24 protein-coding genes are annotated in these 24,010 nt (G+C 41.3%); 10 read left to right on the top strand and 14 right to left on the bottom strand.

Annotation, left to right across the window (positions count from 1 at the left end):
• Positions 1 to 151: 151 nt before the first annotated feature.
• Entirely contained in the window at positions 152 to 787 is a 636-nt protein-coding gene (locus tag R0K30_RS04900; protein WP_410609425.1) for a DUF1054 domain-containing protein, read from the top strand.
• Positions 788 to 814: 27 nt separating this feature from the next.
• Here the strand turns inward: R0K30_RS04900 and R0K30_RS04905 are convergent, their stop codons facing one another.
• Positions 815 to 1,084: a UPF0223 family protein gene (locus R0K30_RS04905; protein WP_099725982.1), complete on the bottom strand. Its 270-nt coding sequence runs from the start codon at positions 1,082 to 1,084 to the stop codon at positions 815 to 817.
• A 190-nt stretch (positions 1,085 to 1,274) separates the two neighbouring features.
• Between R0K30_RS04905 and R0K30_RS04910 the strand changes: the two genes are divergently transcribed.
• Complete coding sequence (locus tag R0K30_RS04910; RefSeq protein WP_410609428.1) at positions 1,275 to 2,747, top strand: aminotransferase class I/II-fold pyridoxal phosphate-dependent enzyme; 1,473 nt, start codon at positions 1,275 to 1,277, stop codon at positions 2,745 to 2,747.
• A 43-nt stretch (positions 2,748 to 2,790) separates the two neighbouring features.
• Here R0K30_RS04910 and R0K30_RS04915 read toward each other — a convergent pair whose 3' ends face one another.
• Positions 2,791 to 2,910 (bottom strand): GapA-binding peptide SR1P, encoded by a 120-nt coding sequence (locus R0K30_RS04915; protein ID WP_078061763.1) that lies wholly within the window; start codon positions 2,908 to 2,910, stop codon positions 2,791 to 2,793.
• A 316-nt stretch (positions 2,911 to 3,226) separates the two neighbouring features.
• Between R0K30_RS04915 and R0K30_RS04920 the strand changes: the two genes are divergently transcribed.
• The gene (locus R0K30_RS04920; RefSeq protein ID WP_230031187.1) at positions 3,227 to 3,607 is read left to right on the top strand and encodes a hypothetical protein; all 381 of its coding nucleotides are present in this window, start codon (positions 3,227 to 3,229) and stop codon (positions 3,605 to 3,607) included.
• Positions 3,608 to 3,749: 142 nt separating this feature from the next.
• On the opposite strand, the gene lpdA is transcribed toward R0K30_RS04920, so the two are convergent.
• From lpdA to R0K30_RS04945, 5 genes are all read right to left on the bottom strand, one after another.
• Positions 3,750 to 5,162 (bottom strand): dihydrolipoyl dehydrogenase, encoded by a 1,413-nt coding sequence (lpdA, locus tag R0K30_RS04925; RefSeq protein ID WP_099725986.1) that lies wholly within the window; start codon positions 5,160 to 5,162, stop codon positions 3,750 to 3,752.
• Positions 5,163 to 5,166: 4 nt separating this feature from the next.
• A complete protein-coding gene (locus tag R0K30_RS04930; protein ID WP_099725987.1) occupies positions 5,167 to 6,507 on the bottom strand; it encodes a dihydrolipoamide acetyltransferase family protein in 1,341 nt (446 codons plus the stop codon).
• Between the two features lie 107 nt (positions 6,508 to 6,614).
• Complete coding sequence (gene pdhB, locus R0K30_RS04935; protein WP_012009824.1) at positions 6,615 to 7,592, bottom strand: pyruvate dehydrogenase complex E1 component subunit beta; 978 nt, start codon at positions 7,590 to 7,592, stop codon at positions 6,615 to 6,617.
• Positions 7,593 to 7,595: 3 nt separating this feature from the next.
• Positions 7,596 to 8,711, bottom strand: a complete 1,116-nt coding sequence (gene pdhA / locus R0K30_RS04940) for a pyruvate dehydrogenase (acetyl-transferring) E1 component subunit alpha (protein WP_012009823.1) — start codon at positions 8,709 to 8,711, stop codon at positions 7,596 to 7,598.
• A 411-nt stretch (positions 8,712 to 9,122) separates the two neighbouring features.
• A complete protein-coding gene (locus tag R0K30_RS04945; RefSeq protein ID WP_410609432.1) occupies positions 9,123 to 9,791 on the bottom strand; it encodes a YkyA family protein in 669 nt (222 codons plus the stop codon).
• A gap of 233 nt (positions 9,792 to 10,024) precedes the next feature.
• On the opposite strand from R0K30_RS04945, the gene R0K30_RS04950 reads away from it, so the two are divergent.
• Together R0K30_RS04950 and def are read left to right on the top strand one after the other, a co-directional pair.
• Positions 10,025 to 10,207 carry a YjcZ family sporulation protein gene (locus tag R0K30_RS04950; protein WP_142353653.1) on the top strand — a complete coding sequence of 61 codons (183 nt, stop codon included), beginning with the start codon at positions 10,025 to 10,027 and terminating at the stop codon, positions 10,205 to 10,207.
• A 112-nt stretch (positions 10,208 to 10,319) separates the two neighbouring features.
• The gene (def, locus tag R0K30_RS04955) at positions 10,320 to 10,877 is read left to right on the top strand and encodes a peptide deformylase (protein WP_099725990.1); all 558 of its coding nucleotides are present in this window, start codon (positions 10,320 to 10,322) and stop codon (positions 10,875 to 10,877) included.
• A gap of 36 nt (positions 10,878 to 10,913) precedes the next feature.
• On the opposite strand, the gene R0K30_RS04960 is transcribed toward def, so the two are convergent.
• Positions 10,914 to 11,693: a Cof-type HAD-IIB family hydrolase gene (locus R0K30_RS04960; RefSeq protein ID WP_230031179.1), complete on the bottom strand. Its 780-nt coding sequence runs from the start codon at positions 11,691 to 11,693 to the stop codon at positions 10,914 to 10,916.
• A gap of 395 nt (positions 11,694 to 12,088) precedes the next feature.
• Here R0K30_RS04960 and R0K30_RS04965 point away from each other — a divergent pair, with 395 nt between their 5' ends.
• Positions 12,089 to 12,298, top strand: coding sequence for a DNA-dependent RNA polymerase subunit epsilon (locus R0K30_RS04965; protein ID WP_099725992.1), 210 nt, complete (start codon positions 12,089 to 12,091; stop codon positions 12,296 to 12,298).
• A 5-nt stretch (positions 12,299 to 12,303) separates the two neighbouring features.
• Positions 12,304 to 13,971, top strand: a complete 1,668-nt coding sequence (gene rnjA, locus R0K30_RS04970; RefSeq protein WP_099725993.1) for a ribonuclease J1 — start codon at positions 12,304 to 12,306, stop codon at positions 13,969 to 13,971.
• Between the two features lie 263 nt (positions 13,972 to 14,234).
• Here the strand turns inward: rnjA and ade are convergent, their stop codons facing one another.
• The 5 genes from ade to abhA form a co-directional block, all read right to left on the bottom strand.
• Positions 14,235 to 15,965, bottom strand: coding sequence for an adenine deaminase (ade, locus tag R0K30_RS04975; protein ID WP_410609435.1), 1,731 nt, complete (start codon positions 15,963 to 15,965; stop codon positions 14,235 to 14,237).
• Positions 15,966 to 16,226: 261 nt separating this feature from the next.
• Positions 16,227 to 16,895, bottom strand: a complete 669-nt coding sequence (locus tag R0K30_RS04980; protein ID WP_008345123.1) for a potassium channel family protein — start codon at positions 16,893 to 16,895, stop codon at positions 16,227 to 16,229.
• Positions 16,896 to 16,932: 37 nt separating this feature from the next.
• Positions 16,933 to 17,769, bottom strand: coding sequence for a gamma-glutamylcyclotransferase family protein (locus R0K30_RS04985; RefSeq protein ID WP_249704680.1), 837 nt, complete (start codon positions 17,767 to 17,769; stop codon positions 16,933 to 16,935).
• A 22-nt stretch (positions 17,770 to 17,791) separates the two neighbouring features.
• Positions 17,792 to 19,084: an ATP-binding protein gene (locus R0K30_RS04990; protein WP_249704678.1), complete on the bottom strand. Its 1,293-nt coding sequence runs from the start codon at positions 19,082 to 19,084 to the stop codon at positions 17,792 to 17,794.
• 145 nt (positions 19,085 to 19,229) lie between these two features.
• The gene (gene abhA, locus R0K30_RS04995; RefSeq protein WP_099728755.1) at positions 19,230 to 19,508 is read right to left on the bottom strand and encodes a transcriptional regulator AbhA; all 279 of its coding nucleotides are present in this window, start codon (positions 19,506 to 19,508) and stop codon (positions 19,230 to 19,232) included.
• A 276-nt stretch (positions 19,509 to 19,784) separates the two neighbouring features.
• On the opposite strand from abhA, the gene mreBH reads away from it, so the two are divergent.
• From mreBH to R0K30_RS05010, 3 genes are all read left to right on the top strand, one after another.
• Positions 19,785 to 20,792, top strand: a complete 1,008-nt coding sequence (gene mreBH / locus R0K30_RS05000) for a rod-share determining protein MreBH (RefSeq protein ID WP_099728754.1) — start codon at positions 19,785 to 19,787, stop codon at positions 20,790 to 20,792.
• 74 nt (positions 20,793 to 20,866) lie between these two features.
• The gene (locus R0K30_RS05005) at positions 20,867 to 20,998 is read left to right on the top strand and encodes a protein YkpC (RefSeq protein WP_003210922.1); all 132 of its coding nucleotides are present in this window, start codon (positions 20,867 to 20,869) and stop codon (positions 20,996 to 20,998) included.
• A 107-nt stretch (positions 20,999 to 21,105) separates the two neighbouring features.
• Positions 21,106 to 22,338 (top strand): aminopeptidase, encoded by a 1,233-nt coding sequence (locus R0K30_RS05010; protein WP_410609439.1) that lies wholly within the window; start codon positions 21,106 to 21,108, stop codon positions 22,336 to 22,338.
• A gap of 36 nt (positions 22,339 to 22,374) precedes the next feature.
• Here R0K30_RS05010 and R0K30_RS05015 read toward each other — a convergent pair whose 3' ends face one another.
• The gene (locus tag R0K30_RS05015; protein WP_034324367.1) at positions 22,375 to 23,994 is read right to left on the bottom strand and encodes an ABC-F family ATP-binding cassette domain-containing protein; all 1,620 of its coding nucleotides are present in this window, start codon (positions 23,992 to 23,994) and stop codon (positions 22,375 to 22,377) included.
• Between the last annotated feature and the right edge of the window lie 16 nt (positions 23,995 to 24,010).

Below are 24,010 nucleotides of genomic sequence, written 5' to 3' on the forward strand. Positions count from 1 at the left end.
GTGTTTTTACCTATTTGTTATGTACCACAAATTCGATGTTTTTAAACGCTGCATCATGTTCTGCAATCTTTCTCCTCATGGTGCATCTTTTTTTGAGCTTGACCAAAGCTATGATAAATTATGAACAGCGAAAAGATACAGGAGGCATAACATGAGTGAGATGCGTTTTAGAGATGAAGATTTTGAGACATTCACAGTTGACGGTTTAGATGAACGAATGACCGTATTAAAAGAAAGAGTCCGTCCAAAGCTTGAGGCACTTGGCGATCATTTTGCACCGCTTCTTTCTTCTATTACAGGAGATGAGATGTTTGTACACGTAGCAAAGCATGCGAGAAGATCAGTCAACCCGCCAAATGATACGTGGGTTGCTTTTGCAAACAGTAAGCGCGGGTATAAAAAGCTCCCTCATTTTCAAATTGGGCTTTGGAAAACTCATGTATTTGTATGGTTTGCGCTTATTTATGAATCTCCGGTTAAAGGTGAGTATGGACAATTATTCGAAAAAGAGCTAGACACCATCCAGCAGAAAATACCGCAAGATTTCGTTTGGTCTAAAGATCATATGAAACCAGACGTACTGCGTCACAGTGAGCTTGATGCTGAACAGCTGAAAACACTATTTGAACGTGTTCAAACGGTAAAGAAAGCCGAACTCCTTTGCGGCATTCAACTGCCTAGAGAAGAAGTCATTCAAATGAATAATGAAGAGTTTTTATCGAAAATCGAAGAAGCCTTCCGCACGTTGACTTATCTATACCGCTTTACACAGAAAGAATCTGTATAAAAAACGAGCCTATCACGGCTCGTTTTTTTACATGCGTATAATCGCTGCTTCTTCTGCCTCTCTAGCCCTTTTCACTGTGCGATAAGGAGAATACCCGCTTCCTTTTTCAAACGCCGCAGAGTGCGTCTTTTCCTCTGCTTTCGATGGCACAACCTCTTTAAATCGTTTATAAGCATTTAATAATTCCTGCTTGGCAATTCCTTTTTCATACGCTTTTTCAACGGCTTGAAAAAACGAAATGACCGCAATCTTTTCCTCTGTTGTCCAGTCGACATCCATTGGATATTGATATTCCATTTACTTGTCCCTCACTTTAACACTCATTTCTTATTTGAACTTTCATTATAGCACTTGATCTATCAGAAACCGATCGATTTTATGCTTTACATTCCGATCAGTTCATAATATAATTCTTTTGTTTTATGCAATGAAACCTGTCGTTATTGGCACAATAATAGCAGGTATTTCGATGAAGGTGGGAAAGCAATTGTCACAACATGATACACCCTTATACACTGGACTAAAAAAACACGCTGCAACCAATCCAGTCCAATTTCACATTCCAGGCCATAAAAAAGGAGCCGGAATGGATCCTGAATTTAGAGCATTCATTGGTGATAATGCATTAAGCATTGATCTCATTAATATAGAACCTCTCGATGATTTACATTCGCCTCGAGGGATGATAAAAGAAGCACAAGAGCTAGCTGCTGAAGCATTCGGTGCTGATCATACGTTTTTCTCCATTCAAGGAACAAGCGGCGCGATCATGACAATGGTGATGACGGTCTGTGGACCTGGAGATAAAATCATTGTTCCTCGTAACGTCCATAAATCAATTATGTCCGCTATTGTATTTTCTGGGGCAGTTCCTGTTTTTATTCACCCAGAAATCGATAAAGAGCTTGGTATCTCACACGGCATTACACCAGACTCAGCAAAAAAAGCACTGACCGAGCACCCAGATGCAAAAGGTTTACTTGTGATTAACCCAACGTATTTTGGCATTTCTGCTGACTTAAAAACGATCGTAGAGATTGCCCATTCATTTAATGTACCTGTCCTTGTGGACGAAGCGCACGGTGTGCATATTCACTTTCACGATGAGCTTCCGCTGTCTGCGATGCAGGCAGGTGCCGACATGGCGGCAACAAGCGTCCATAAACTCGGCGGCTCACTCACCCAAAGCTCTATTTTAAATATGAAGGAAGGACTTGTTTCAAAGGACCGCGTGCAATCGATTTTGAGCATGCTGACGACAACATCCACTTCTTATTTGCTCTTAGCGTCACTAGATGTCGCTAGAAAGCGTTTAGCCACTGAAGGAAAGGCGCTCGCAGATGAAGCGATTCGTTTGTCTGAATTAGCGAGAAACCGTCTGAATCAAATTTACGGCATTACCTGTATTGGTCAGGAAATACTCGGTTCAGCTTCTACTTACGATTATGACCCAACGAAATTAATTATCTCGATTAAAGACCTGGGGCTAAATGGCCATGATGTCGAAAAATGGCTGAGAGAAAGCTACCGAATTGAAGTGGAACTCTCTGACCTTTACAACATTTTATGTATCGTGACCCCTGGCGATTCTGATGAGACGATTGATACGCTTGTAACGGCTATGAAGGAAATTGCCGCAACTTCAACATGTGAGGGAGGCAAACAAGCCGTGACGGAAGTGTTACTGCCTGAGATCCCATCGCTAGCAATGACGCCGCGTGACGCCTTTTACGCCACAACAGAAGTGATTCCATTTAAAGAAGCGGCTGGCCGCATCATTGCAGAGTTTGTCATGGTATACCCGCCAGGCATTCCGATTTTTATCCCAGGCGAAATTATCACAGAAGAAAATGTCTCGTATATCTTTAAAAATATTGAAATTGGTCTCCCTGTCCAAGGACCTGAAGATTCAACACTAGAGATGATCCGTGTCATTAAGGAACAAAAACCAATTTTATAAAAAAGAAACATGCAGCCCCAAATGGAGCTGCATGCTTTTTTATTTATTCAGAGGCTTCATCACCGCAATGACAGTGACCACACGTTCCATATAGCGTTGTCACTTTTTCATTCTCAAATTGATCAATGGTTTCATTGCAATCTTGACAAATAATTGTACCCACGTACATTCCCCTTTTCTTCACTTATAGTTTGAAAGCGTTTAATCTATTTCTTATCTCTATAATATGATGTCACATTTAAGTTGTCAACGGTTAATTGTATGACACATTTAATCATTTTTTATCAATATATGCTTTTTCCTCATCATATTGAGGGAACGTTTCAATTGTATTTTGCTTCATATCAATTCTGTAACAATTGAGTAACAATCGAAAATTGTCAAAAAGGACATGATACACTAGAGTGACTAACAGGGAACCGGCTCCTAAAAATGTTGGTATAACCCCAAAGGATTTTGAGGTGAATAGATTGAATTTTATGAGGACACTTCTCATTATATTCCCCATGCTCTTTGTACTTAGTTCATGCTCTTTTGCTTATATCATACCGAATCAGACAGACCAAGTCAGTCATATTCAAAAACCAAGAATTCTCTTTTTTACTGATGCAGAAAATCTTGATAAAGAAAGTCCATATTATGATGCAGTACTCGATTTAAAAAATGAGTACCCAAAGGAAATGTCAAAGATGATTGTAAAAGAAGATCGTAAAGGCTGGAAAAATGAAGTAGAGGAATTACCGGCTATTTTACTTGTCAATGATGAAAAAGTCATTGTAAAGATTGAAGGAAATGTCCGCAGTAAAGAGGATATCTTATCACCCTTATGTCATGCATTAGACCGCGTGAATACAAATTAACGATTCGACCTTGCACTTATAGATAACCATATGAAAAAATCCCTCACCTCATGAGGGGTTTTTCATATGGAGACATTTGAGCAGCCTTTCTTTAAACGGTTTAAAAAACCCTCTCCTTTTTGGAGAGGGTTTTTTAGGTTCGTTATTTCACGATATGGATTGGGCTTCCAATTGCTACTTCAGCCGTTTCCATTGTGATTTCACCTAATGTTGGGTGAGCATGAATTGTCATTGCGATATCTTCAGCAGTCACTCCAGCTTCAATTGCAAGGCTAAGCTCTGAAATCATATCAGAAGCGCCAACACCTGCAATTTGTGCACCGATGACTAGACCATCCTCTTTACGAGTGATCATTTTCATGAAGCCATCAGTTGCGTCAAGAGAAAGTGCACGTCCGTTAGCTGCAAATGGGAATTTCGCTGCAACGATTTCGATTCCTTCTTCTTTCGCTTCTGCTTCAGTGTATCCAACAGTTGCAAGTTCTGGCTCAGAGAATACAACAGCAGGAATACCAAGGTAATCAATTTCAGCTGGCTCTCCAGCGATGGCTTCAGCTGCAATTTTACCTTCGTAAGAAGCTTTGTGTGCAAGTGGTGGTCCATCAACGATGTCACCAATTGCATAGATGTTAGATACGCTTGTACGGCATTGTTTGTCAGTTTTGACAACTCCACGGTCTGTCAATTCAACACCAACTTGTTCAAGACCAAGCTCATCAGTGTTTGGACGACGACCAACCGTTACAAGTACGTAATCAGCATCAACTGTTTTTTCTTCACCTTTTACTTCGAAAGTAACAGTGACACCATCAGATGTTTCTTTAACGCCTTTTGCAAGAGCGTTTGTATGGATTTCAACGTTTCCTTTTTTCTTCAGGTTACGTTTAACCAAAGAGCTCATTTGCTTTTCGAAACCTGGAAGGATTTCGTCTCCACCTTCAAGGATGACAACTTCTGTTCCAAAGTTTGCATAAGCAGTTCCAAGCTCGGTACCGATGTATCCACCACCGATAACAACTAACTTTTTAGGTACTTCTTTAAGCGCTAAAGCACCAGTTGAGTTGATCACGCGGTCCGTGTATTTAAATGTAGGCAATTCAATTGGACGAGATCCAGTTGCAAGAATTGCGTTTTTGAAAGTGTAAGTCTGTGCTGAATTTTCATCCATTACACGTACAGAGTTGCTGTCTACGAAATAAGCTTCACCTTTGACGATGTCTACTTTATTTCCTTTTAGAAGACCTTGAACTCCACCTGTTAATTTGCTCACAACAGAAGCTTTCCACTCTTGAACTTTTGTGAAATCAACTGTTACGTTTTCAGCTTTGATACCCATGTCTTCAGAATGCTTTGCATTCTCGAAACGATGACCAGCATTGATTAATGCTTTTGAAGGGATACAGCCGACGTTTAGGCATACGCCGCCAAGCGTTCCTTTTTCAACGATTGTTACTTTTTGTCCAAGCTGTGCAGCACGAATAGCAGCTACATATCCACCAGGACCTGCACCGATGATAAGAGTATCTGTTTCGATTGGGAAATCTCCTACTACCATGATATTACGCCTCCATTAAAATTAATTGTGGATCATTCAATAAACGCTTGATGTGGTTAAGGGCATTTTGCGCAGTAGCTCCGTCAATCATACGGTGGTCAAAGCTTAGGGAAAGAGCTAAGACTGGAGCTGCAACGATTTCGCCATCACGAACAACTGCTTTTTCAGCGATACGGCCAATACCAAGGATCGCTACTTCTGGGTGGTTGATGACTGGAGTAAACCATTGTCCACCAGCAGAACCGATGTTTGTGATTGTGCAAGATGCACCTTTCATTTCAGCTGGAGCCAATTTACCATCACGTGCTTTTGTTGCAAGCTCATTGATTTCGTTAGACACTTCGAAAATCGCTTTGCGATCTGCATTTTTCACAACTGGAACAAGCAGGCCTTTTTCAGTGTCAGCTGCAATTCCGATATTGTAGTAATGCTTTTGAACAACTTCATCTGTTTTATCATCGATAGAAGTGTTAAGTACTGGGTACTTTTTCAAAGCAGAAGTTAGAGCTTTTACAACGTAAGGCAAGTAAGTTAACTTGATTCCTTGATCAGCTGCAACTTGTTTGAATTGTTTACGATGTGCAACAAGGTTTGTTACATCAACTTCATCCATTAATGTTACGTGAGGAGCTGTATGCTTAGAGTTCACCATTGCTTTCGCGATCGCTTTGCGGATTCCGCTCATTTTCTCGCGAGTTTCTGGGAATTCTCCTTCTAGAACTGGAGCTGCTGCCGCTTTTGGAGCCGCTTCTTCTTTCGCACTTTCAGCTGCTTGAGGTGCTGCTTCTTGAGTTGCAGAACCACCATTAACGAAGCTGTCGATATCTTCTTTTAGCACGCGGCCGTTTTTACCAGTACCTGCAACTTTGTAAATTTCAACGCCTTTTTCACGAGCATATTTACGTACAGATGGCATAGCAATTACGCGCTTGTTTGGATCAGCATCTACTTGCTCTTGTGCGCCTGCGCCAGTTGCTGCTGCCGCTTCTTCTTGTGCTACTTCTTTCTTCTCTGGCTCGTTACCAGCTTCAGCAGTACCTTGTACTTGAGCTTCAGTTTTTGCTTCGCCTTCTTCTTCGTTGCCTTTAAATTGAAGATTTTCGTAACCAGGTGCATCGAACGTAATGATTGTTTGTCCTACAGTTGCAACTGTTCCCTCTTCAACTTTTAATTCTAATACTTTTCCTTTAACAGGTGAAGGAATTTCTACAACTGCTTTATCGTTTTGTACCTCTGCTAAAACGTCATCTTCATTGATTTCGTCGTTTGGTTTTACAAACCACTTAACGATCTCACCTTCGTGGATACCTTCTCCGATGTCCGGAAGTTTAAATTCAAATGCCACTGTTTTTCGCCTCCTAGATTTTGTTGAATCCTTGTTGTGTATGTTTACACGGTCTTGTAATTGATAAAGGGGAAGAGAAATAAATTCTTTTCCCCTCTGTCATTTAATTAAAATTCAAGAACTTTCTTAGCTGTTTCAAGCACGTCTTTATGGTTTGGAAGCCATACGCTCTCAGCTTGAGAGAAAGCAAATACAGTATCAGGTGCAGCTACACGAAGTACTGGTGCTTCTAGGCTAAGAATTGCTCTGTCATTGATTTCAGCTACTACGTTTGCAGCAATACCAGCTTGTTTTTGTGCTTCTTGAACAACGATCGCACGACCTGTTTTTTCAACAGAAGCGATGATTGTTTCAATATCAAGCGGGCTTACTGTACGAAGGTCGATCACTTCAGCAGAAACGCCTTCTTTTTCAAGTTCTTCAGCAGCTTTAAGTGATTCGTGAACCATTGCACCGTAAGTGATGATTGAAAGGTCAGAACCTTCACGTTTCACGTCAGCTTTACCGATTTCAATTGTGTACTCTTCTTCAGGAACTTCCTGACGGAAAGAGCGATAAAGTTTCATATGCTCAAGGAACACAACCGGATCGTTGTCACGGATTGCAGAAATTAATAGTCCTTTTGCATCGTAAGGTGTTGAAGGAATGACAACCTTGATACCAGGCTGTTGTGCGATAAGACCTTCTAAGCTGTCAGCGTGAAGCTCAGGAGTATGAACCCCTCCGCCGAATGGTGAACGGATTGTCACTGGAGAATGCCAGCGTCCGCCAGAACGGTAACGCATACGAGCCATTTGTCCAGAAACAGAATCTAATACTTCGTAAACGAATCCGAAGAATTGAATTTCCATTACTGGGCGGAATTCTTGTAGTCCAAGGCCAATTGCAAGACCGCCAATACCAGATTCAGCAAGTGGAGTATCGAATACACGATCCTCACCAAACTCTTTTTGCAATCCTTCAGTCGCACGGAATACGCCGCCGTTTTTACCAACGTCTTCTCCGAAAACGAGAACGTTTTCGTCATTTTTCAGTTCTGTGCGTAACGCATCAGTGATCGCTTGAATCATTGTCATTTGCGCCATGGCTTACTTCGACTCCTTCTGTTTGTAAATTTCAAGCTGTTCAACTAAGTTGAATGGTTTCACATCGTACATGTTTTCAATCAAGTCAGTGACTTTTTGCTTAGGCTGTTCGTCAGCTTCTTTGATCGCTTGTTTGATTTGTTCTTTTGCATCTTCGATGACTTTATTCTCTTCTTCTTCAGACCATAGGCCTTTGTTTTCCAAGAATTTGCGGTAGCGTACCAATGGATCTTTTTGCTCCCACTCGTTTTCATCTTCTTTTGTACGATATCTTGTTGGATCGTCACCAGCCATTGTATGTGGGCCGTAACGGAATGTAAGAGTTTCGATTAATGTTGGACCTTCGCCATTTACAGCACGCTCACGAGCTTCAGCAGTCGCTGCATATACAGCTAATGCATCCATACCGTCAACTTGTACGCCTACGATACCAGCTGCAGCTGCTTTTTGTGCAATTGTTTGCGCAGCAGATTGCTTTTCAACAGGTGTAGAGATCGCATATCTGTTGTTTTGGACAACAAAAATCGCTGGCGCTTTGTAAGCCCCTGCAAAGTTAATACCTTCGTAGAAATCACCTTGTGAAGCTCCGCCATCACCAGTGTAAGTGATTGCAACAGCATTTTTACCGCGCTTTTTCAAACCAAGAGCTACACCAGCAGCTTGAATGATTTGTGCACCGATAATGATTTGCGGAGAAAGTGCATACACATCTTCAGGCATTTGGTTACCAACAAAATGTCCACGAGAGAACAAGAATGCTTTTGTTAGCGGAAGGCCATGCCAGATTAATTGTGGTACATCGCGATATCCTGGAAGAATGAAATCTTCTTTCTCAAGTGCAAAGTGAGTTGCAAGCTGAGAAGCTTCTTGTCCAGCTGTTGGCGCATAGAAGCCAAGACGTCCTTGACGGTTCAATGAAATTGAACGTTGATCTAATACACGTGTAAACACCATACGGCGCATTAATTCTTTTAATTGGTCATCTGAAAGATCCGGCATTGCCGCTTCGTTTACGACTTCGCCTTTCTCGTTTAAAATTTGAAACGTTTCAAACTGCTTTTTGATGGCATCAAATTGCTTTTTGCTATCAACAATTGCTTTTTTTGTTTTTGCAGCCATTCTAAAGTCACCTCTTCCTTTCTTTTAACAGTCAATTTGTCGTGAATCCATTTATACATACAGATATAGGATAACCCAAAATACTCATATGACTCCTGTATATAATAGCCACAAAGAGTGTTGTCGAAACATTGGATGATCGCTTACTTTTGAGTCCTTCTAACTGTATTAACGATAGTTCACAAAATACTAATACAACTTCTGTTAACAAGGAATAGTTTACAACAAGAAAAATAGTCCGTCAATTGATTTAACGGCTTTATTTAAATAAATGTATTCGCTTTACTTTTTATGGTGAGCTGTATCAATCTGTTTAACGAACAGCATGAACTGTACTAGTATAGAGTGTACTACTGTACTACAATAGCAAATGTTTGTTTTTGTCGAAAAATAAGAAAAGAGCTGTTTTTTTCAGCTCTTTTTTGACTCTTTATCTGCAGCTTTGTACAAAGCCTGTTTATGCTCATTCAATTGGTCTGTATATTGATTGAACTTCTTGCTTTCTTTTCTGACCTTGCTGTAAGAACGATTCACTGTCTTCAGTTTGGATTTCAGTTCCTCGTATCCTAAGTCTTTTTTCTTTAAAGATTGATACAAATGCTGATCTTGTTTCAACGCCTTTTGATACTCACGGTAAAGCTGATCGTACGACGCAAATCTCTTCTCGATTGATTTCACCGTTTGATCTGCTTTATCCTTTAATGCCGCATCTTGTATCCGCCCGGCAGATTCCTTTACAGTTTGCAATTCTTTTTTCGATTGATCCATGCTGTCTTTTTCTGTTTTTAAATGTTCTTCTCGTTTCGTAGCTGATGCTAACGCCTGATCAGAAAGGCTTGACACTGTTTTTGTATGGTCCTTTGTCGTTTGAATCATTTTCGTATACAGCTTCTGCTCTTTTTTCTCATAGTTGTGCAGTGCGCCTTGCTCTTTTTCAAAGGTCGCCTCTTTTTCGCTCATTTTCGTCATCGCATCTTGCATCTCATTGAACGGACTTTGACCTCCGCAGCCCGCAAGCAAGAGGGTACATATCCCCGCTAAAGCAGCACCTGCTTTGATGCTTCTTTTCCTCTGTTTCATCAAAAGGTCCCCCTTTATATCTCCACATACCACTATAATTTTTATAGGCGTTTGTGACAAGGAAAGAGGTTAGCCTTTTTAGGTGAAGAAGATTTTTTTCAAGCTATAGGCTCATGACTATACAAATAGTGCATTCATACATAGTTTATATTACACGCTTCGCCTTCACTTCTGAGAGGCCGAGTGTATTTCCAAAGGAGGTCAAAAATATGTCTAATTATAGTCATGGAAGTATGTATGGTGGATATGGTGGATACGGCGGATATGGATACGGTGGTGGCTGCTGTTATCCAAGTTATGGTGGTGGATACGGATACGGTGGTGGACGTACATTCGCTTTAATCGTCGTCCTTTTCATCCTATTGATCATTGTAGGCGCAGCATTCTTAGGCGGCGGTGGCGGCGGCTGCTGCTAATGGCTGTCTAAGCCTTTGACCGGTCTCATAGGGCCGGTCTTCTTTATTTCATTGCATATGTTGTGTATCATTTTATATACTTTACATACAAAGGAAATAGGAGTGAAGTTTTGTGATTACCATGGATGATATCGTAAGGGACGGGCATCCCGTCTTGAGGCAAACAGCTGAAGCGGTCGAACTCCCGCCAACAGAAGAAGAAAAACAGCAATTAGCTGACATGATCGAATTCGTTAAAAATAGTCAGGATGAAGACATTGCTGAAAAATATGGACTGAGACCCGGCGTAGGACTAGCAGCTCCGCAAATCAATATTAGTAAACGTATGATCGCTGTTCACTGTGAGGATGAGGATGGGCAGCAATACAGCTATGCCCTGTTCAATCCTCGTATTGTCAGTCATTCAGTCAAAAGAGCTTATTTGGCTACTGGAGAAGGCTGCTTATCTGTTGATGAAGCCATCCCTGGATTCGTCCCGCGTTATGAAAAAATCAGGGTCAAGGCAACAACGGTTGAAGGGGAGGACATTGATATCCGCTTAAAAGGGTTCCCTGCCATCGTCTTTCAGCATGAAATTGACCACCTGAATGGCATTATGTTTTATGATCATATTCAAAAGGATCAGCCATTCGCCGAGCCAGACAACTCTGTTGCGATCGGCAGATCATAAAATAAAAAGAAGACCCATTAGCCAGGGTCTTCTTTTTTATTCTTCAATGAGGCCTAAATGGGTCACTGCATGGAATATGCCGTCCTCATCTACTGGTTTTGTCACAAAATCAGCCAATGTTTTTAATTCACTCACAGCATTTCCCATGGCAACACCTGTTCCAACAAATGAAATCATTTCTCTATCGTTCAGACCGTCTCCAAAGGCAACGGTATCCTTTTGATCGTAAGGCAGTCTTTCGATAACTCGTTTGATGCCTTCAGCTTTCGACCCGCCCTTTGGCAGGACATCTGTTGACAGCTCGTGCCATCTGACAAGATCAATTTCTTCGCAGAACGCCTCGTATTGGACTTCCTCTTCTGCCTTACAAAATAGCAGCATTTGAAAAATCTCGTTTTCTTTAAAGAAAGACAAATCATGCTCAGGATGCTCTGTTTTTAAAGTCCCAATCCCTTCATGGATAAACGGATGATTCGGCACAGAAGCCTTCATCGTTTTTTCCCCCATGAAAACAAGAGGATGATCATGACGATCCGCCGTCTCATAAATTTGCTCCATCAGCTCCAGTTTAAGCGGATTACCGTAAATGACCTCTCCCTCATACATGACATACTGACCGTTATACGCAATAAAGGAGTCAAGTGCTAATTCTTGTAAGATAGGTTGAATCAAAAAAGGCGAACGCCCAGATGCAATAAAAAGATGATGCCCTTTTTCTTTTAATAAACGAACTGCTCGCTTCGTTGATTCAGGTATTTTTTTATCATGATCATATAAAGTACCGTCGATATCAAAAAAGATGACTTTTTTATTCATATCTCGTCTCCTGTCTCTCGTTATGTACACACTCTCCCCTTCATCATACAGAAAGATTTCCGCTTTCGAAACCAATTCCTTTTAAAACGCCCATTTCCCACATATAACCATGTAACATTCAATGGAAACATCATATAATACAAGTATAAAGAGAGAACGGACTTGCTGCCCTAAAATGACATCATCCCGAAAGGAGGCGATCCGCGATGCTTCGTCGTCTGCGTAAGAAAATTCGAAGACAATGGAAGGACATGCTTCGTAAAAAATCGATTGCTTAAAAGGATCTTCCGCACATTTGCTGAAGGTCCTTTTTTCTCAGAGCCTTTTCTTATGCGCGTTTTTTTAATATAATAGAATAAGCGAGTGTAACATACGGTATTTAAGGAGAGATTTGGATGATATATAAGGTATTTTTTCAGGCAAGTACTACTGAGGTACCTGTAAGAGAACACACAGATTCACTATACGTTGAAGCGGTTTCTGAAAGAGACGTACGCGATAAGTTGAAAAAACATAACTACAATATTGAATTCATTCAGGCTGTAGACGGTGCTTTTTTAGACTATGAACGAGAAAGTGAAAATTTTAAAGTATTGGAGCTATGAGAGGAATGAAATTTGTTAAAAACGATCAGGCGGCAGTTTTTGCGCTCGGCGGATTAGGTGAGATCGGTAAAAACACGTATGGCGTTCAATTTCAAGATGAAATCATTTTAATTGATGCTGGTATTAAGTTCCCTGAAGATGAGCTTCTCGGAATTGATTACGTCATCCCTGACTATACGTACTTAGTTAAAAACGAAGATAAAATCAAAGGTCTATTCATCACTCACGGACATGAAGACCACATCGGCGGTATCCCTTACCTTCTCAAGCAAGTGAATATTCCAGTTTACGGAGGCAAACTCGCAATCGGCCTACTTCGTAATAAATTGGAAGAGCACGGTCTCTTGAGACAGACTAAACTTCACATTTATGAAGAAGAAGATACCATTAAATTTAGAAAAACAGCTGTGTCTTTCTTTAGAACAACGCACAGCATTCCAGATTCTTACGGAATTGTCGTGAAGACACCTCCTGGCAACATCGTACATACAGGTGATTTCAAGTTTGACTTTACCCCTGTTGGCGAGCCTGCCAATTTAACGAAAATGGCTGAGATTGGTAAAGAAGGCGTCCTTTGTCTTCTATCTGACAGTACAAACAGTGAAATCCCAGAATTTACGATGTCTGAAAGACGCGTAGGTGAAAGCATTGATGACATCTTTAGAAAAGTAGATGGACGTATTATCTTTGCAACGTTTGCTTCAAACATTCACAGACTACAGCAAGTCATTGAGTCCGCTGTTGCCAACGGCCGAAAAGTCGCTGTGTTTGGGCGCAGTATGGAGTCCGCAATTGATATTGGACAAGATCTTGGCTATATTAAATGTCCAAAAAACACGTTCATTGAACATAATGAAATCAACCGTCTTCCAGCAAACAAAGTCACCATTCTTTGTACTGGCAGCCAGGGTGAACCGATGGCAGCTCTTTCTCGTATTGCAAACGGTACTCACCGCCAGATTTCCATTAATCCTGGAGACACAGTTGTCTTCTCATCTTCACCGATTCCAGGTAACAATATTAGCGTAAGCCGTACCATCAACCAGCTTTATCGTGCTGGCGCTGAGGTCATTCATGGCTCACTAAATAATATTCACACATCTGGTCACGGCGGACAAGAAGAACAAAAACTAATGCTCCGTTTAATTAAACCTAAATTCTTCATGCCGATTCACGGTGAATACCGCATGCAAAAAACGCATATTAAACTTGCGAATGATTGCGGAATTCCTGAGGAAAACTGCTTTATCATGGATAATGGTGAAGTTCTTGCACTGAAAGGTGACGAAGCAAGTGTCGCTGGCAAAATTCCATCAGGTAACGTGTATATCGACGGAAGCGGCATTGGTGATATCGGAAACATCGTATTAAGAGACCGCCGCATTCTTTCAGAAGAAGGTCTTGTCATTGTTGTCGTCAGCATGGACATGAACGAATTCAAAATCTCTGCTGGTCCTGATTTGATCTCAAGAGGCTTTGTCTACATGAGAGAATCTGGAGACCTCATCAATGACGCACAGGATTTGATTTCAAAGCATCTTGAAAAAGTGATGGAACGCAAGACAACACAATGGTCAGAAATTAAGAACGAAATTACTGACACACTTGCACCTTTCCTTTATGAAAAAACAAGACGCCGCCCAATGATCTTACCGATCATTATGGAAGTGTAATCAGACAAAGGGCTAAAATGATCTTTATTTTAGCCCTTTGTCTTCTTTTCAGCGTGATATGAAAACCTTTGAAGTCTAGGAAGGTCGAGTACTGGCGCGGAGCGAATGTGACATTCGTGAGCACCAGCACGCAGAACTGACACCGAATGCGAGGGTTTGTCTTCACGCTGAGAGACACAAGCCATTGGCTGTGTCTCTTTTTTTCGTCCAGCATTAAAAAACCGCATATATACAAATATACATGCGGTTTCTCATTCATTCTTTTATGATTGAATTGGGAGATGCTGAAAGCTTCTGACATCAAACAATCCCTTTGTCGTCATTTTTACATCAGGAATGACTGGGAGTGCCAAGAAGGATAGCGTCAAAAATGGATTAAAATCTAAGGCAAAACCTGTTTCTTTCAACGCTTCATGGAGTGCATGAAGACTTTCATTTACTAGATGTGCTGGTTGATCTGATAATAAACCAGAGATCGGTAATGGAAGTGTATGAAGAGGCTGGCCGTCCCTCACAACAGTCAATCCGCCGCCTGCTTCTTTTAACGTCTCAATGGCTTTGATCATATCGGCATCATTTGTGCCAACAGCAATTAAGTTATGAGAATCATGCGCCACAGTTGTTGCAATGGCTCCCTCTTTTAAGCCAAAGCCACTGACAATCCCTACCCCAATCTCAGATAAACCTTGATGACGTTCGACAAGCACCATTTTTAATACATCTCTTTCTGTATCACTAGTAAATTGTCCATTGATTTCTGAAGGAGATACTTGTTCTAATTTCGTTTCAAGCTGATTCGGAATGATGCGAATGACATTCATCTTTTGATCATCTGTGATAGGCAGTATAAGATCTTTATCTTGAACATCCACTGCATGGACAGATTGTAATAATGCAGGACTCGGTGATATCTTTTCAACACTTGGCTGGTAATCTCCATGCTGTGAGACCAATTCGCCTGCAATAAATACGCTTGTGATGTCTACTTGATGAAGGTCAGAAATGAGCATAAAATCCGCGTCAAAGCCTGGCGCAATCGCTCCCTTTGTGCTAAGACCAAAACACTCCGCTGCATTTAAACTCCCCATTTGATACGCTAAAAAGGGATCCAATCCTTCTTTGATGGACATACGCACCTGCTCATCAATACTTCCTTGCGCCATGAGATCATCTAAATGTTTATCATCGGTACAAAAGAAAAAGCGTCTCGCATTTTTCTCATTGACAGCTGGTAAAACATTTTTCACGTTTTTGGCAACAGATCCTTCTCTCAGCATGACATACATGCCTCGTTTTACACGTTCAAGGGCTTCCTGAGCTGTTGTCACCTCATGATCTGTTTGGACATTTGCTGTCCGGTAGACGTTTATTAATCGGTCTGTTAAGCCTGCTAGGTGGCCATCAATTAATTTGTTCTCGTTTTGAGCATCGAGCAGTTTTTGAAGCATATCTTCTTCTGCCTGCTCTACACCGACATAGTCCATCACCTCAGCAAGACCAAGAACCTCTTTCTCTTGATAAAGAGGCTTTAAATCTTTCGCTTTTAGCGTAGCACCTGATCGTTCAAAGCTGACAGCCGGCACACAGGATGGCAGCATAAAATATATATTTAAGGTAGCTTTTCTCGCTTCTTCCAGCATAAAACGGATGCCTGTTATACCTGAAACGTTGGCAATTTCATGCGGGTCTGTTACGACACTTGTCACACCGCGGGGAACGACAGCTTTGGAGAATTCAGCAGGGGTCACCATGGAGGACTCGATATGAACGTGCCCATCAATAAAGCCAGGTATAAGCATTTGACCGGCTGCATCCAGCTCCTGCTCTCCCTCGTATTCTCCAATCCCTACTATTTTTCCATTTTCAACAGCGACATCAGCGTCTATCCATTCCTGGTTAAACACGTCCATAACCTTCGCATGTTTAATCACTAGGGCTGCTTTTTTTCTCTTTGCAGCTACCTCAATTTGATGTCTGAAAAGCTCCTTATCCAACGACACTGCCTCCTCCAAGTAAACAATATAATGTTTCTTATCGTAAACGAATCTGTTTGCCCAGTCAATGACATTTAGAGAAAATCAACCATATAAAAGGACTGATTTTTATTTCTGAATAGTGATAATTGCATGAAAAATATTGGGGATCACTTTTGCTGTTATTCATAACAAAATGAGCCTATTTCAATTTGCTTCCCCCTCTTCACTGTCCGTCTGTCGTGTACACAATCATAAAAAAACACCCCGCCCTCGGAGTGTTTAATAGTCGTTCTGCATTTCTCGTTTTTCAAAGCGTCCAATATCTGCTACTGCCCCAATAACAATGAGGATATCTTCTTTTTGGATCATTTCATCTGCCAGCGGGGAAACAATGACTTCTTTCCCGCGCTTAATCGCTACAATATTGATGCCATATCTTGCTCTAATATCAAGATCTAAAAGAGAATGCCCGGCAAGTCTGCTGTTTGCAACGATTTCAATGAGGCTATACTCATCTGACAGCTCGAGATAATCCAGCACGTTGTTGGAAATGATTTTATGCGCAATCCGCCTGCCCATGTCTCGCTCTGGATGAACGATGCGATCCGCTCCAATTTTGTTGAGTACCTTTTCATGGTAGTCATTTTGCGCTTTCACTGTGACCATTTTGACGCCAAGCTCTTTCAGCATAATCGTTGTTAAAATACTTGCCTGAATGTTTTCTCCAATCGCGACGATGACATGATCAAAGTTGCGAATGCCGAGGTTTTTTAAAACAGATTCATCCGTCGAATCACCAATCACCGCATGTGACGCAATTTTAGCGTATTCGTTCACTCGATCTTCATTCATATCCATGGCCATCACTTCAAGTCCTTCTTCGCTCAGCGCCTTGCAAATACTTCCGCCAAAGCGTCCAAGACCAATGACTGCATATTCTTTTTTCATGTTCAGACTCCTTTTATATCACTTACCATGCATTTTACTACGATTTGGTTAATGAATCCATATGCGAACGAATTTTTTTGCGGAACGCTTCACTTAAGTAAAGGTCTGCTCCTTTTTCAATTTCACTGCGATAATGACCTGGCGGAGCGATTTCTTCGCTCTTTTGAAGGACGAGAAAGGTTAAACAATCCTCATATACTTGATCACCCATTTTGACATCGACAAAAGCTGGACGATAAGTACCCTCATATACACCCTCTCGTTTGTACAAATAACGAATGGCATCAAAAGGCACCTCATATAAAACGCCCTCTGTTTCTCCGCCGTCTTCTACCATATCGGCTCTTGATCCATCAGGCCGCACCAATGTAAATCTAGTTGTAAAGCGGTCAAGTGCACCGCCTCCGACGATTCGTTTGAAGTAATGATCGACTTTAGCTAGCTTAAACCTTGCATCATCCATACAGGAGCCATAGGCAAAATAATAGAAGGATGACGGCTGACGCTGCCACAGTCTGTATTCTTTCCAGCTGCCGCTCTCAATTTCCTTCAGCCCTGATGCCATCTGCTCTGGTAATGTGTATGCAATGGCTGCCTTTGGTCCTTGATCCGTCATGACATCAATTTCCTGCTTGTCATACCCTTCCTCTAGCGCGTCTAACTTATTCAATGTTTCAGCGGTCACCTCATACAATTCCCCATATACTGTGCTTTTTCCCGTGAGAATACACGCAGGGTATCCTGCACCAGTATCGTATAGCCTTCCATTTATCCAAGCTGATTTAGCTAATGGCCTGTTTTCTTTCATATACGCCTCATGGTGCTCTTCATGTTTTAGAAGCGCCCCATATACAAATAAAGTTTTCTTCGTCATGAAATCACGTCCTCTCACCTTGCTACTGTCTGCTCTTTTGACACACAGGTAAATAAATATGAAAAGCTGTGCCTTTTCCCAGCTCACTGGATACTTCCATTCTTCCGTGATGATCTTTTAAAATCGTCGCACAGATGGTCAGACCAAGCCCTGTTCCTTCTTTTTTAGTTGAGAAGAAAGGGTCATATATTTTCTGAATATTCTCTTCAGACATCCCTTTCCCTTCATCTTGAATGGTGATTTTCCATTCATTCATCACTTTCTCTGTTGATATGTATATGCTACCGCCTTCAGGCATCGCCTCAATGGCATTTTTGATTAAATTAATGAACAGCTGCTTCATTTGGTTGGCATCTGCTAAGATAGCCCCAGCATCCTGCTTTTTAAATGGCTGCTTGAGGTCAATATTAGAAAGAACTGCATTTGTTTTTAGCAGGGTAATCACCTGTTCTAACAGCTCATGAAGCCGGACTTCTTGAAAATTGACCGATTGAGGCTTTGCTAACACAAGCAGCTCGCTTAAAACAAAATCAATCCGTTTAATTTCGGAAAAGATAATGTCAAAATAATCGGTTCTTTCGGGATATTGTGTTTTCATCAGCTGTAAAAAGCCGTTTACTGATGTCAGCGGATTTCTGACTTCATGGGCAATTCCAGCGGCTATTTGTCCTGCAACGGCGAGCTTTTGCGCCTGCATTTGCAATTGTTGATTGGATTTTTCAAGCTCGAGCTTTGCCTGCTTTTGTTTCGTGATATCGGCAACCGTTCCAATACCTCCAGTAAACTGGTGCTGCTCATCAAAGTAGAGCTTGTAATGAACGTCTCCCCATACCTTCTTTCCCTCTTTATGGAGGAGCTGCAGTTCAACTCGGCCCGCATCCTTATGTTCTTTTATCACAGATAACAAATGCTTGACAACACGCTCTTCTTGATCAAAGTACTGATTGTACATCGTGCCTAGACATTCATCTATATCGTAGCCCGTCATTTGTTTCCATGCTTGATTTAAAAAAATGATTTGACCCTTTTCATTTGTTTCAAAGACGATTTCTTGCAAGTTATCTGTTATTCGATTCAGCCGCTCCGTCAGTTCGTGTGCTTCTTTTTCTCGCTTGTTTAAATCTGACACAAGTAAATTTAACCGGTCCACATAGCCTGAGACGACCCAAATACCAGCTAAAACAACGACTGTAAAGGCTAGATCGAGCGGCCAATTAATTTGATAGCCGCCTAGATAATAAAAGAAACCCCAGCTTAAGATTAATATAAATGCAAGAACAGATAACACGATCCGCACTTGATATGTTTTGTTCAAATGATTCCACCTGCCGCCCTGAGATTCTTTGTCAATTGTACCATTTTCCACTTATTTTTTGAGGGAGATGGGGCATTTTTAAGGAACTTTTTTCATAAAAAATAGCCTGTTCTCAGCACGAAGCAAGAGAGCAGGCTATTTTTATTTACTGCTGAAGGGCTTCTTGCAGCTCTTTTAGCAGTAGTTCTGCTCCTTCAGCGCTTAATGTAATTTGACCATTTCCATATTCATGATTCTCAGAAGTAATCTCACCAGTCATGAGACAAACACCTTGAGGCTGATATTTTTTCAAGACGATTTTATCTCCATCTATAAAAAATTCCATACTGTCTTTAATTGCGATATCAAGTGCTCTTCTCAATTCGATTGGCATAACAATACGCCCTAGTTCATCTACTTTTCTTACGACTCCGATAGATTTCAATTTCGTTCCCTCTTTCTTTCATTAGCTCAAGATCAATCTGGTATTCACCAATTGATATATCGTAGACGTAAGAGATTCACGAAAGGTTTCTCCTGCTTAAAAATTTTTTTCATAAAAGAAAAAACAAAGGGAAAATTTATTGTGTTTGTCAAAATGAGACTTGAATTTTACAGATTCATTTCAAGGTCATCACAAACCCCCACAAATGACAGCAGCCCTCTGAACTTTTAAATGTAAAATTGTTTAAAACAGCAAAAATAGAGATTGGGTGAAAACATGTTTCAAAATGCCGAAATTGGAATTGATTTAGGAACAGCTAACATATTGGTTTATAGTAAAAACAAGGGAATTATTTTAAATGAACCGTCCGTCGTGGCAGTAGATACAGAAACAAAGACTGTACTTGCAGTCGGATCAGAGGCAAAAGAAATGATTGGGAAAACCCCTGGGAAAATTGTGGCGATCCGCCCGATGAAAGATGGTGTCATCGCTGATTATGATATGACAACAGATTTACTAAAACAAATTATGAAAAAAGCAGGAAAGAATATTGGATTTACCTTTAGAAAGCCGACCGTCGTTGTATGTACACCTTCTGGTTCAACAGCTGTCGAGCGCCGCGCGATCAGTGATGCTGTAAAGAATTGCGGGGCAAAGCATGTGCATTTAATTGAAGAACCTGTCGCAGCTGCAATCGGCGCTGATCTACCGGTAGACGAGCCTGTTGCAAACGTCGTCGTAGATATTGGCGGAGGAACAACCGAAGTGGCGATCATTTCATTTGGCGGCGTTGTCTCTTGTCATTCCATTCGAATTGGAGGAGATCAGCTGGATGAGGATATCATTACGTTTGTAAGAAAGAAATACAATCTATTGATCGGAGAGCGGACAGCCGAACAGGTGAAAATGGAAATTGGGTATGGACTCATTGAACATGAGCCTGAGTCATTAGAAGTGCGCGGACGCGATCTTGTCACAGGTCTTCCAAAAACGATCACGCTTGATTCTCATGAAATTCAAGGCGCCCTGCGAGAATCACTTCTTCATATTTTAGAAGCAATTCGTGCCACGTTAGAGGACAGCCCTCCAGAGCTAAGTGGTGATATTGTAGACCGCGGCGTGATTTTAACTGGCGGTGGTGCTCTTTTAAATGGCATTCAAGAATGGCTCTCTCAAGAGATTGTCGTTCCGGTTCATATTGCGGCAAATCCGCTGGAATGTGTAGCGATTGGAACAGGGCGTTCATTAGAAGTCATCGACAAATTGCAAAAAACATTAAAATAATCTTCCTGTTCTACTTCTTTTTTCCTCATTTCGATCATATCGTGAGAAATGGATAAACGTGAAGGAGGAAAAACATGTTGCTTGATTTAGGTAAACGGGTCGTTGTCACAGTCATTTTAACGGGTATTATTTTAGGAGGAATGAGCCTGTCATTTTCACATATGCCCCCTTCTAACGCACAGCCTGTGAAACAACTGAACCGCTAAAAAAGCCGCACGAAAGCGGCTTTTTTATTTTAGCTTCAAAGCGGATCCCCATTTTCCTTTTCGGTCATAAATCTGATATGATAAACATGACTAAAGGAGGGTTTTTTATGAGTTCATTCAAAAAACAACTAGATCAATATGCAAAGACCATCGTTGAAGTCGGTGTGAATGTTCAAAAAGGACAGGAAGTGGTCGTATCGGCGTTTACGGAATCTGCAGACCTTGTTCGTCTTGTGGCAAAACACGCGTATGAGCGCGGGGCGAAAAACGTACATATCCGCTGGAGTGATGGTGTTCTCACCCGTTTAAAATACGAACATGCACCACAGGATGTTTTTGAGCAATTTCCGGAATGGGAAGCACAGATGATGGAAACCATCGCAAAACGCGGCGGCGCTTTTATTACCATCTTGTCGGAAAGCCCTGACCTTCTGCGAGGCATTGACTCGAAAAAAATCGCTGCACAGCAAAAGGCTGCTGGTTCAGCACTTCATACATACCGTCAATACGTCCAATCTGACAAAGTCGCTTGGACGGTCGTAGGTGCTGCATCAAAAGACTGGGCGAAAAAGATTTTCCCTGACCATACAGATGAAGAGGCTGTCGCTTTATTATGGGATCAAATCTTTAAAGTCGCACGTGCTGATCAAGCAGATCCTGTTGATGCGTGGAAAAAGCATGATGAGTCACTCAATGAAAAAGTAAAAGTATTAAATGAGCGTCACTACCATAAGCTGCACTATGCAGCACCAGGTACAGATTTAACGATCGAGCTCCCAGAGCAGCATATTTGGGTAGGGGCTGGCAGCGTGAGTGAGCGCGGTGTATCTTTCATGGCCAATATGCCGACAGAAGAAGTATTTACCGTACCTAAAAAAGATGGTGTGAACGGTACTGTCTCAAGTACAAAGCCGCTCAGCTATGCCGGAAATATCATTGATGAATTCACATTAACCTTTGAAAATGGCCGGATTGTGGATGTCAAAGCTAAAGCAGGCGAAGATATCTTAACATCACTGGTTGAAACAGATGAAGGTTCTCATTATTTAGGCGAGGTTGCCCTCGTACCAGATGATTCACCGATTTCAAACTCGAATATCCTCTATTACAATACACTTTACGATGAAAATGCATCGAACCACCTTGCCATCGGCAGCGGTTATGCGTTTAATATCGAAGGCGGAAAAGAGATGAAACGAGAGGAATTAGACGCAGCTGGTGTCAACAGCAGCATTACACACGTCGATTTCATGATTGGTTCAAAAGAAATGAATATTGATGGAATCACAAAAGACGGGAAGCGTGAACCGATCTTCCGTAATGGAAATTGGGCTTTTTAATCAAAAAAAGACATCCATGTGGATGTCTTTTCTTATTTACGCATAAAGCTCGTTGAGTCTCTTTTGAATGTCTTGATCTGCTAAAAACTCATCATATGTTGTTTGTTTATCAACAATGCCATTTGGCGTCACTTCGATCATACGGTTTGCAACCGTTTCAACAAACTGATGGTCATGAGATGAGAAGAGCATAGCCCCTTTAAAGCTCATTAAGCCGTTATTCAGCGCTGTAATGGATTCTAGGTCTAAATGGTTCGTCGGCTCATCTAACAGCAGAATATTCGCTCCAGACAGCATCATTTTTGATAACATACAACGAACCTTTTCTCCTCCTGATAAGACACTTGCTTTTTTCTTTACTTCTTCTCCAGAGAAAAGCATACGTCCTAAGAAGCCTCGTAAGAAGCTTTCACTTTGATCATTAGGGGAATATTGACGCAGCCAATCCACAAGATCTAAGTCGCTTCCTTCAAAGTATTCACTATTGTCTTTCGGGAAAAAGGCTTGAGACGTTGTTACGCCCCATTTAAACGTCCCGCTGTCTGGCTCCATCTCACCAGCAAGGATTTTAAATAAAGTGGACACAGCAAGCTCATTACGGCTTAAGAACGCAATTTTATCTTCGCGGTTCATAATAAAGCTGACGTTATCAAGTACTTTCACGCCGTCAATCGTTTTTGATAGACCTTCTACTTGAAGGACATCATTTCCAATTTCACGCTCTGGCGCAAAATGAACATACGGATATTTACGAGACGATGGCTTAATGTCATCTAGAGAGATCTTATCAAGCAATTTCTTTCTTGATGTCGCTTGCTTCGATTTAGAAGCGTTCGCACTGAACCGGGCAACGAACTCTTGAAGCTGCTTAATTTGTTCTTCTTTTTTCTTATTTGCATCTTGGCTTAGTTTGAGTGCCAATTGGCTGGATTCATACCAAAAATCATAGTTACCAACATATACTTGGATTTTTCCAAAGTCAAGGTCCGCAATATGAGTACACACTTTGTTTAAGAAGTGACGATCATGCGATACGACGATAACGGTATTTTCAAAGTTAATTAAGAATTCTTCCAGCCACTGAATCGCTTGTAAGTCCAAGTGGTTCGTTGGCTCATCAAGAAGAAGAACGTCAGGTTTACCGAATAAAGCTTGGGCTAGTAATACTTTGACCTTTTCAGAACCGCCAAGCTCAGACATTTTCTTTGATTGAAGGCTCTCTGGAATGCCAAGACCTTTTAATAGGATCGCTGCTTCACTTTCTGCTTCCCAACCGTTTAACTCAGCGAACTCACCTTCAAGCTCCGCTGCACGAATCCCGTCTTCATCTGAGAAATCAGGTTTCATATAGATCGCATCTTTTTCCTGCATCACATCATATAGACGTTTATGACCCATGATGACGACCTTTAACACTTCAAACTCTTCGTATTCAAAGTGGTTCTGTTTTAAAATCGCTAAACGTTCACCAGGGCTCATATGAACATCGCCAGTTTGAGCATCAATTTCTCCAGAAAGAATCTTTAGGAACGTTGATTTACCAGCTCCGTTGGCACCAATTAGTCCGTAGCAGTTGCCAGGAGTGAACTTAATATTTACTTCTTCAAATAGTTTACGATCAGCAAAGCGCAAACTAACATTATTTACTGCAATCATTTATTAATCCTCCATC

The sequence above is a fragment of the Bacillus sp. SIMBA_154 genome, assembly GCF_046536015.1.
Classification (GTDB): Bacteria; Bacillota; Bacilli; order Bacillales; family Bacillaceae; genus Bacillus; species Bacillus pumilus_P.

Bases quoted from the DNA above. Each gene is read 5' to 3' on its own strand.
- R0K30_RS04905 (WP_099725982.1), bottom strand. From the start codon at position 1,084: ATGGAATATCAATATCCAATGGATGTCGACTGGACAACAGAGGAAAAG.
- R0K30_RS05015 (WP_034324367.1), bottom strand. From the start codon at position 23,994: ATGATTGCAGTAAATAATGTTAGTTTGCGCTTTGCTGATCGTAAACTA.
- R0K30_RS04950 (WP_142353653.1), top strand. From the start codon at position 10,025: ATGTATGGTGGATATGGTGGATACGGCGGATATGGATACGGTGGTGGC.
- mreBH (WP_099728754.1), top strand. From the start codon at position 19,785: ATGTTTCAAAATGCCGAAATTGGAATTGATTTAGGAACAGCTAACATA.
- R0K30_RS04960 (WP_230031179.1), bottom strand. From the start codon at position 11,693: ATGAATAAAAAAGTCATCTTTTTTGATATCGACGGTACTTTATATGAT.
- R0K30_RS05010 (WP_410609439.1), top strand. From the start codon at position 21,106: ATGAGTTCATTCAAAAAACAACTAGATCAATATGCAAAGACCATCGTT.
- R0K30_RS04965 (WP_099725992.1), top strand. From the start codon at position 12,089: ATGATATATAAGGTATTTTTTCAGGCAAGTACTACTGAGGTACCTGTA.
- R0K30_RS04945 (WP_410609432.1), bottom strand. From the start codon at position 9,791: ATGAAACAGAGGAAAAGAAGCATCAAAGCAGGTGCTGCTTTAGCGGGG.
- pdhB (WP_012009824.1), bottom strand. From the start codon at position 7,592: ATGGCGCAAATGACAATGATTCAAGCGATCACTGATGCGTTACGCACA.
- R0K30_RS04920 (WP_230031187.1), top strand. From the start codon at position 3,227: ATGAGGACACTTCTCATTATATTCCCCATGCTCTTTGTACTTAGTTCA.
- lpdA (WP_099725986.1), bottom strand. From the start codon at position 5,162: ATGGTAGTAGGAGATTTCCCAATCGAAACAGATACTCTTATCATCGGT.
- pdhA (WP_012009823.1), bottom strand. From the start codon at position 8,711: ATGGCTGCAAAAACAAAAAAAGCAATTGTTGATAGCAAAAAGCAATTT.
- R0K30_RS04980 (WP_008345123.1), bottom strand. From the start codon at position 16,895: ATGAAAAAAGAATATGCAGTCATTGGTCTTGGACGCTTTGGCGGAAGT.
- rnjA (WP_099725993.1), top strand. From the start codon at position 12,304: ATGAAATTTGTTAAAAACGATCAGGCGGCAGTTTTTGCGCTCGGCGGA.
- R0K30_RS04900 (WP_410609425.1), top strand. From the start codon at position 152: ATGAGTGAGATGCGTTTTAGAGATGAAGATTTTGAGACATTCACAGTT.
- R0K30_RS04985 (WP_249704680.1), bottom strand. From the start codon at position 17,769: ATGACGAAGAAAACTTTATTTGTATATGGGGCGCTTCTAAAACATGAA.
- R0K30_RS05005 (WP_003210922.1), top strand. From the start codon at position 20,867: ATGTTGCTTGATTTAGGTAAACGGGTCGTTGTCACAGTCATTTTAACG.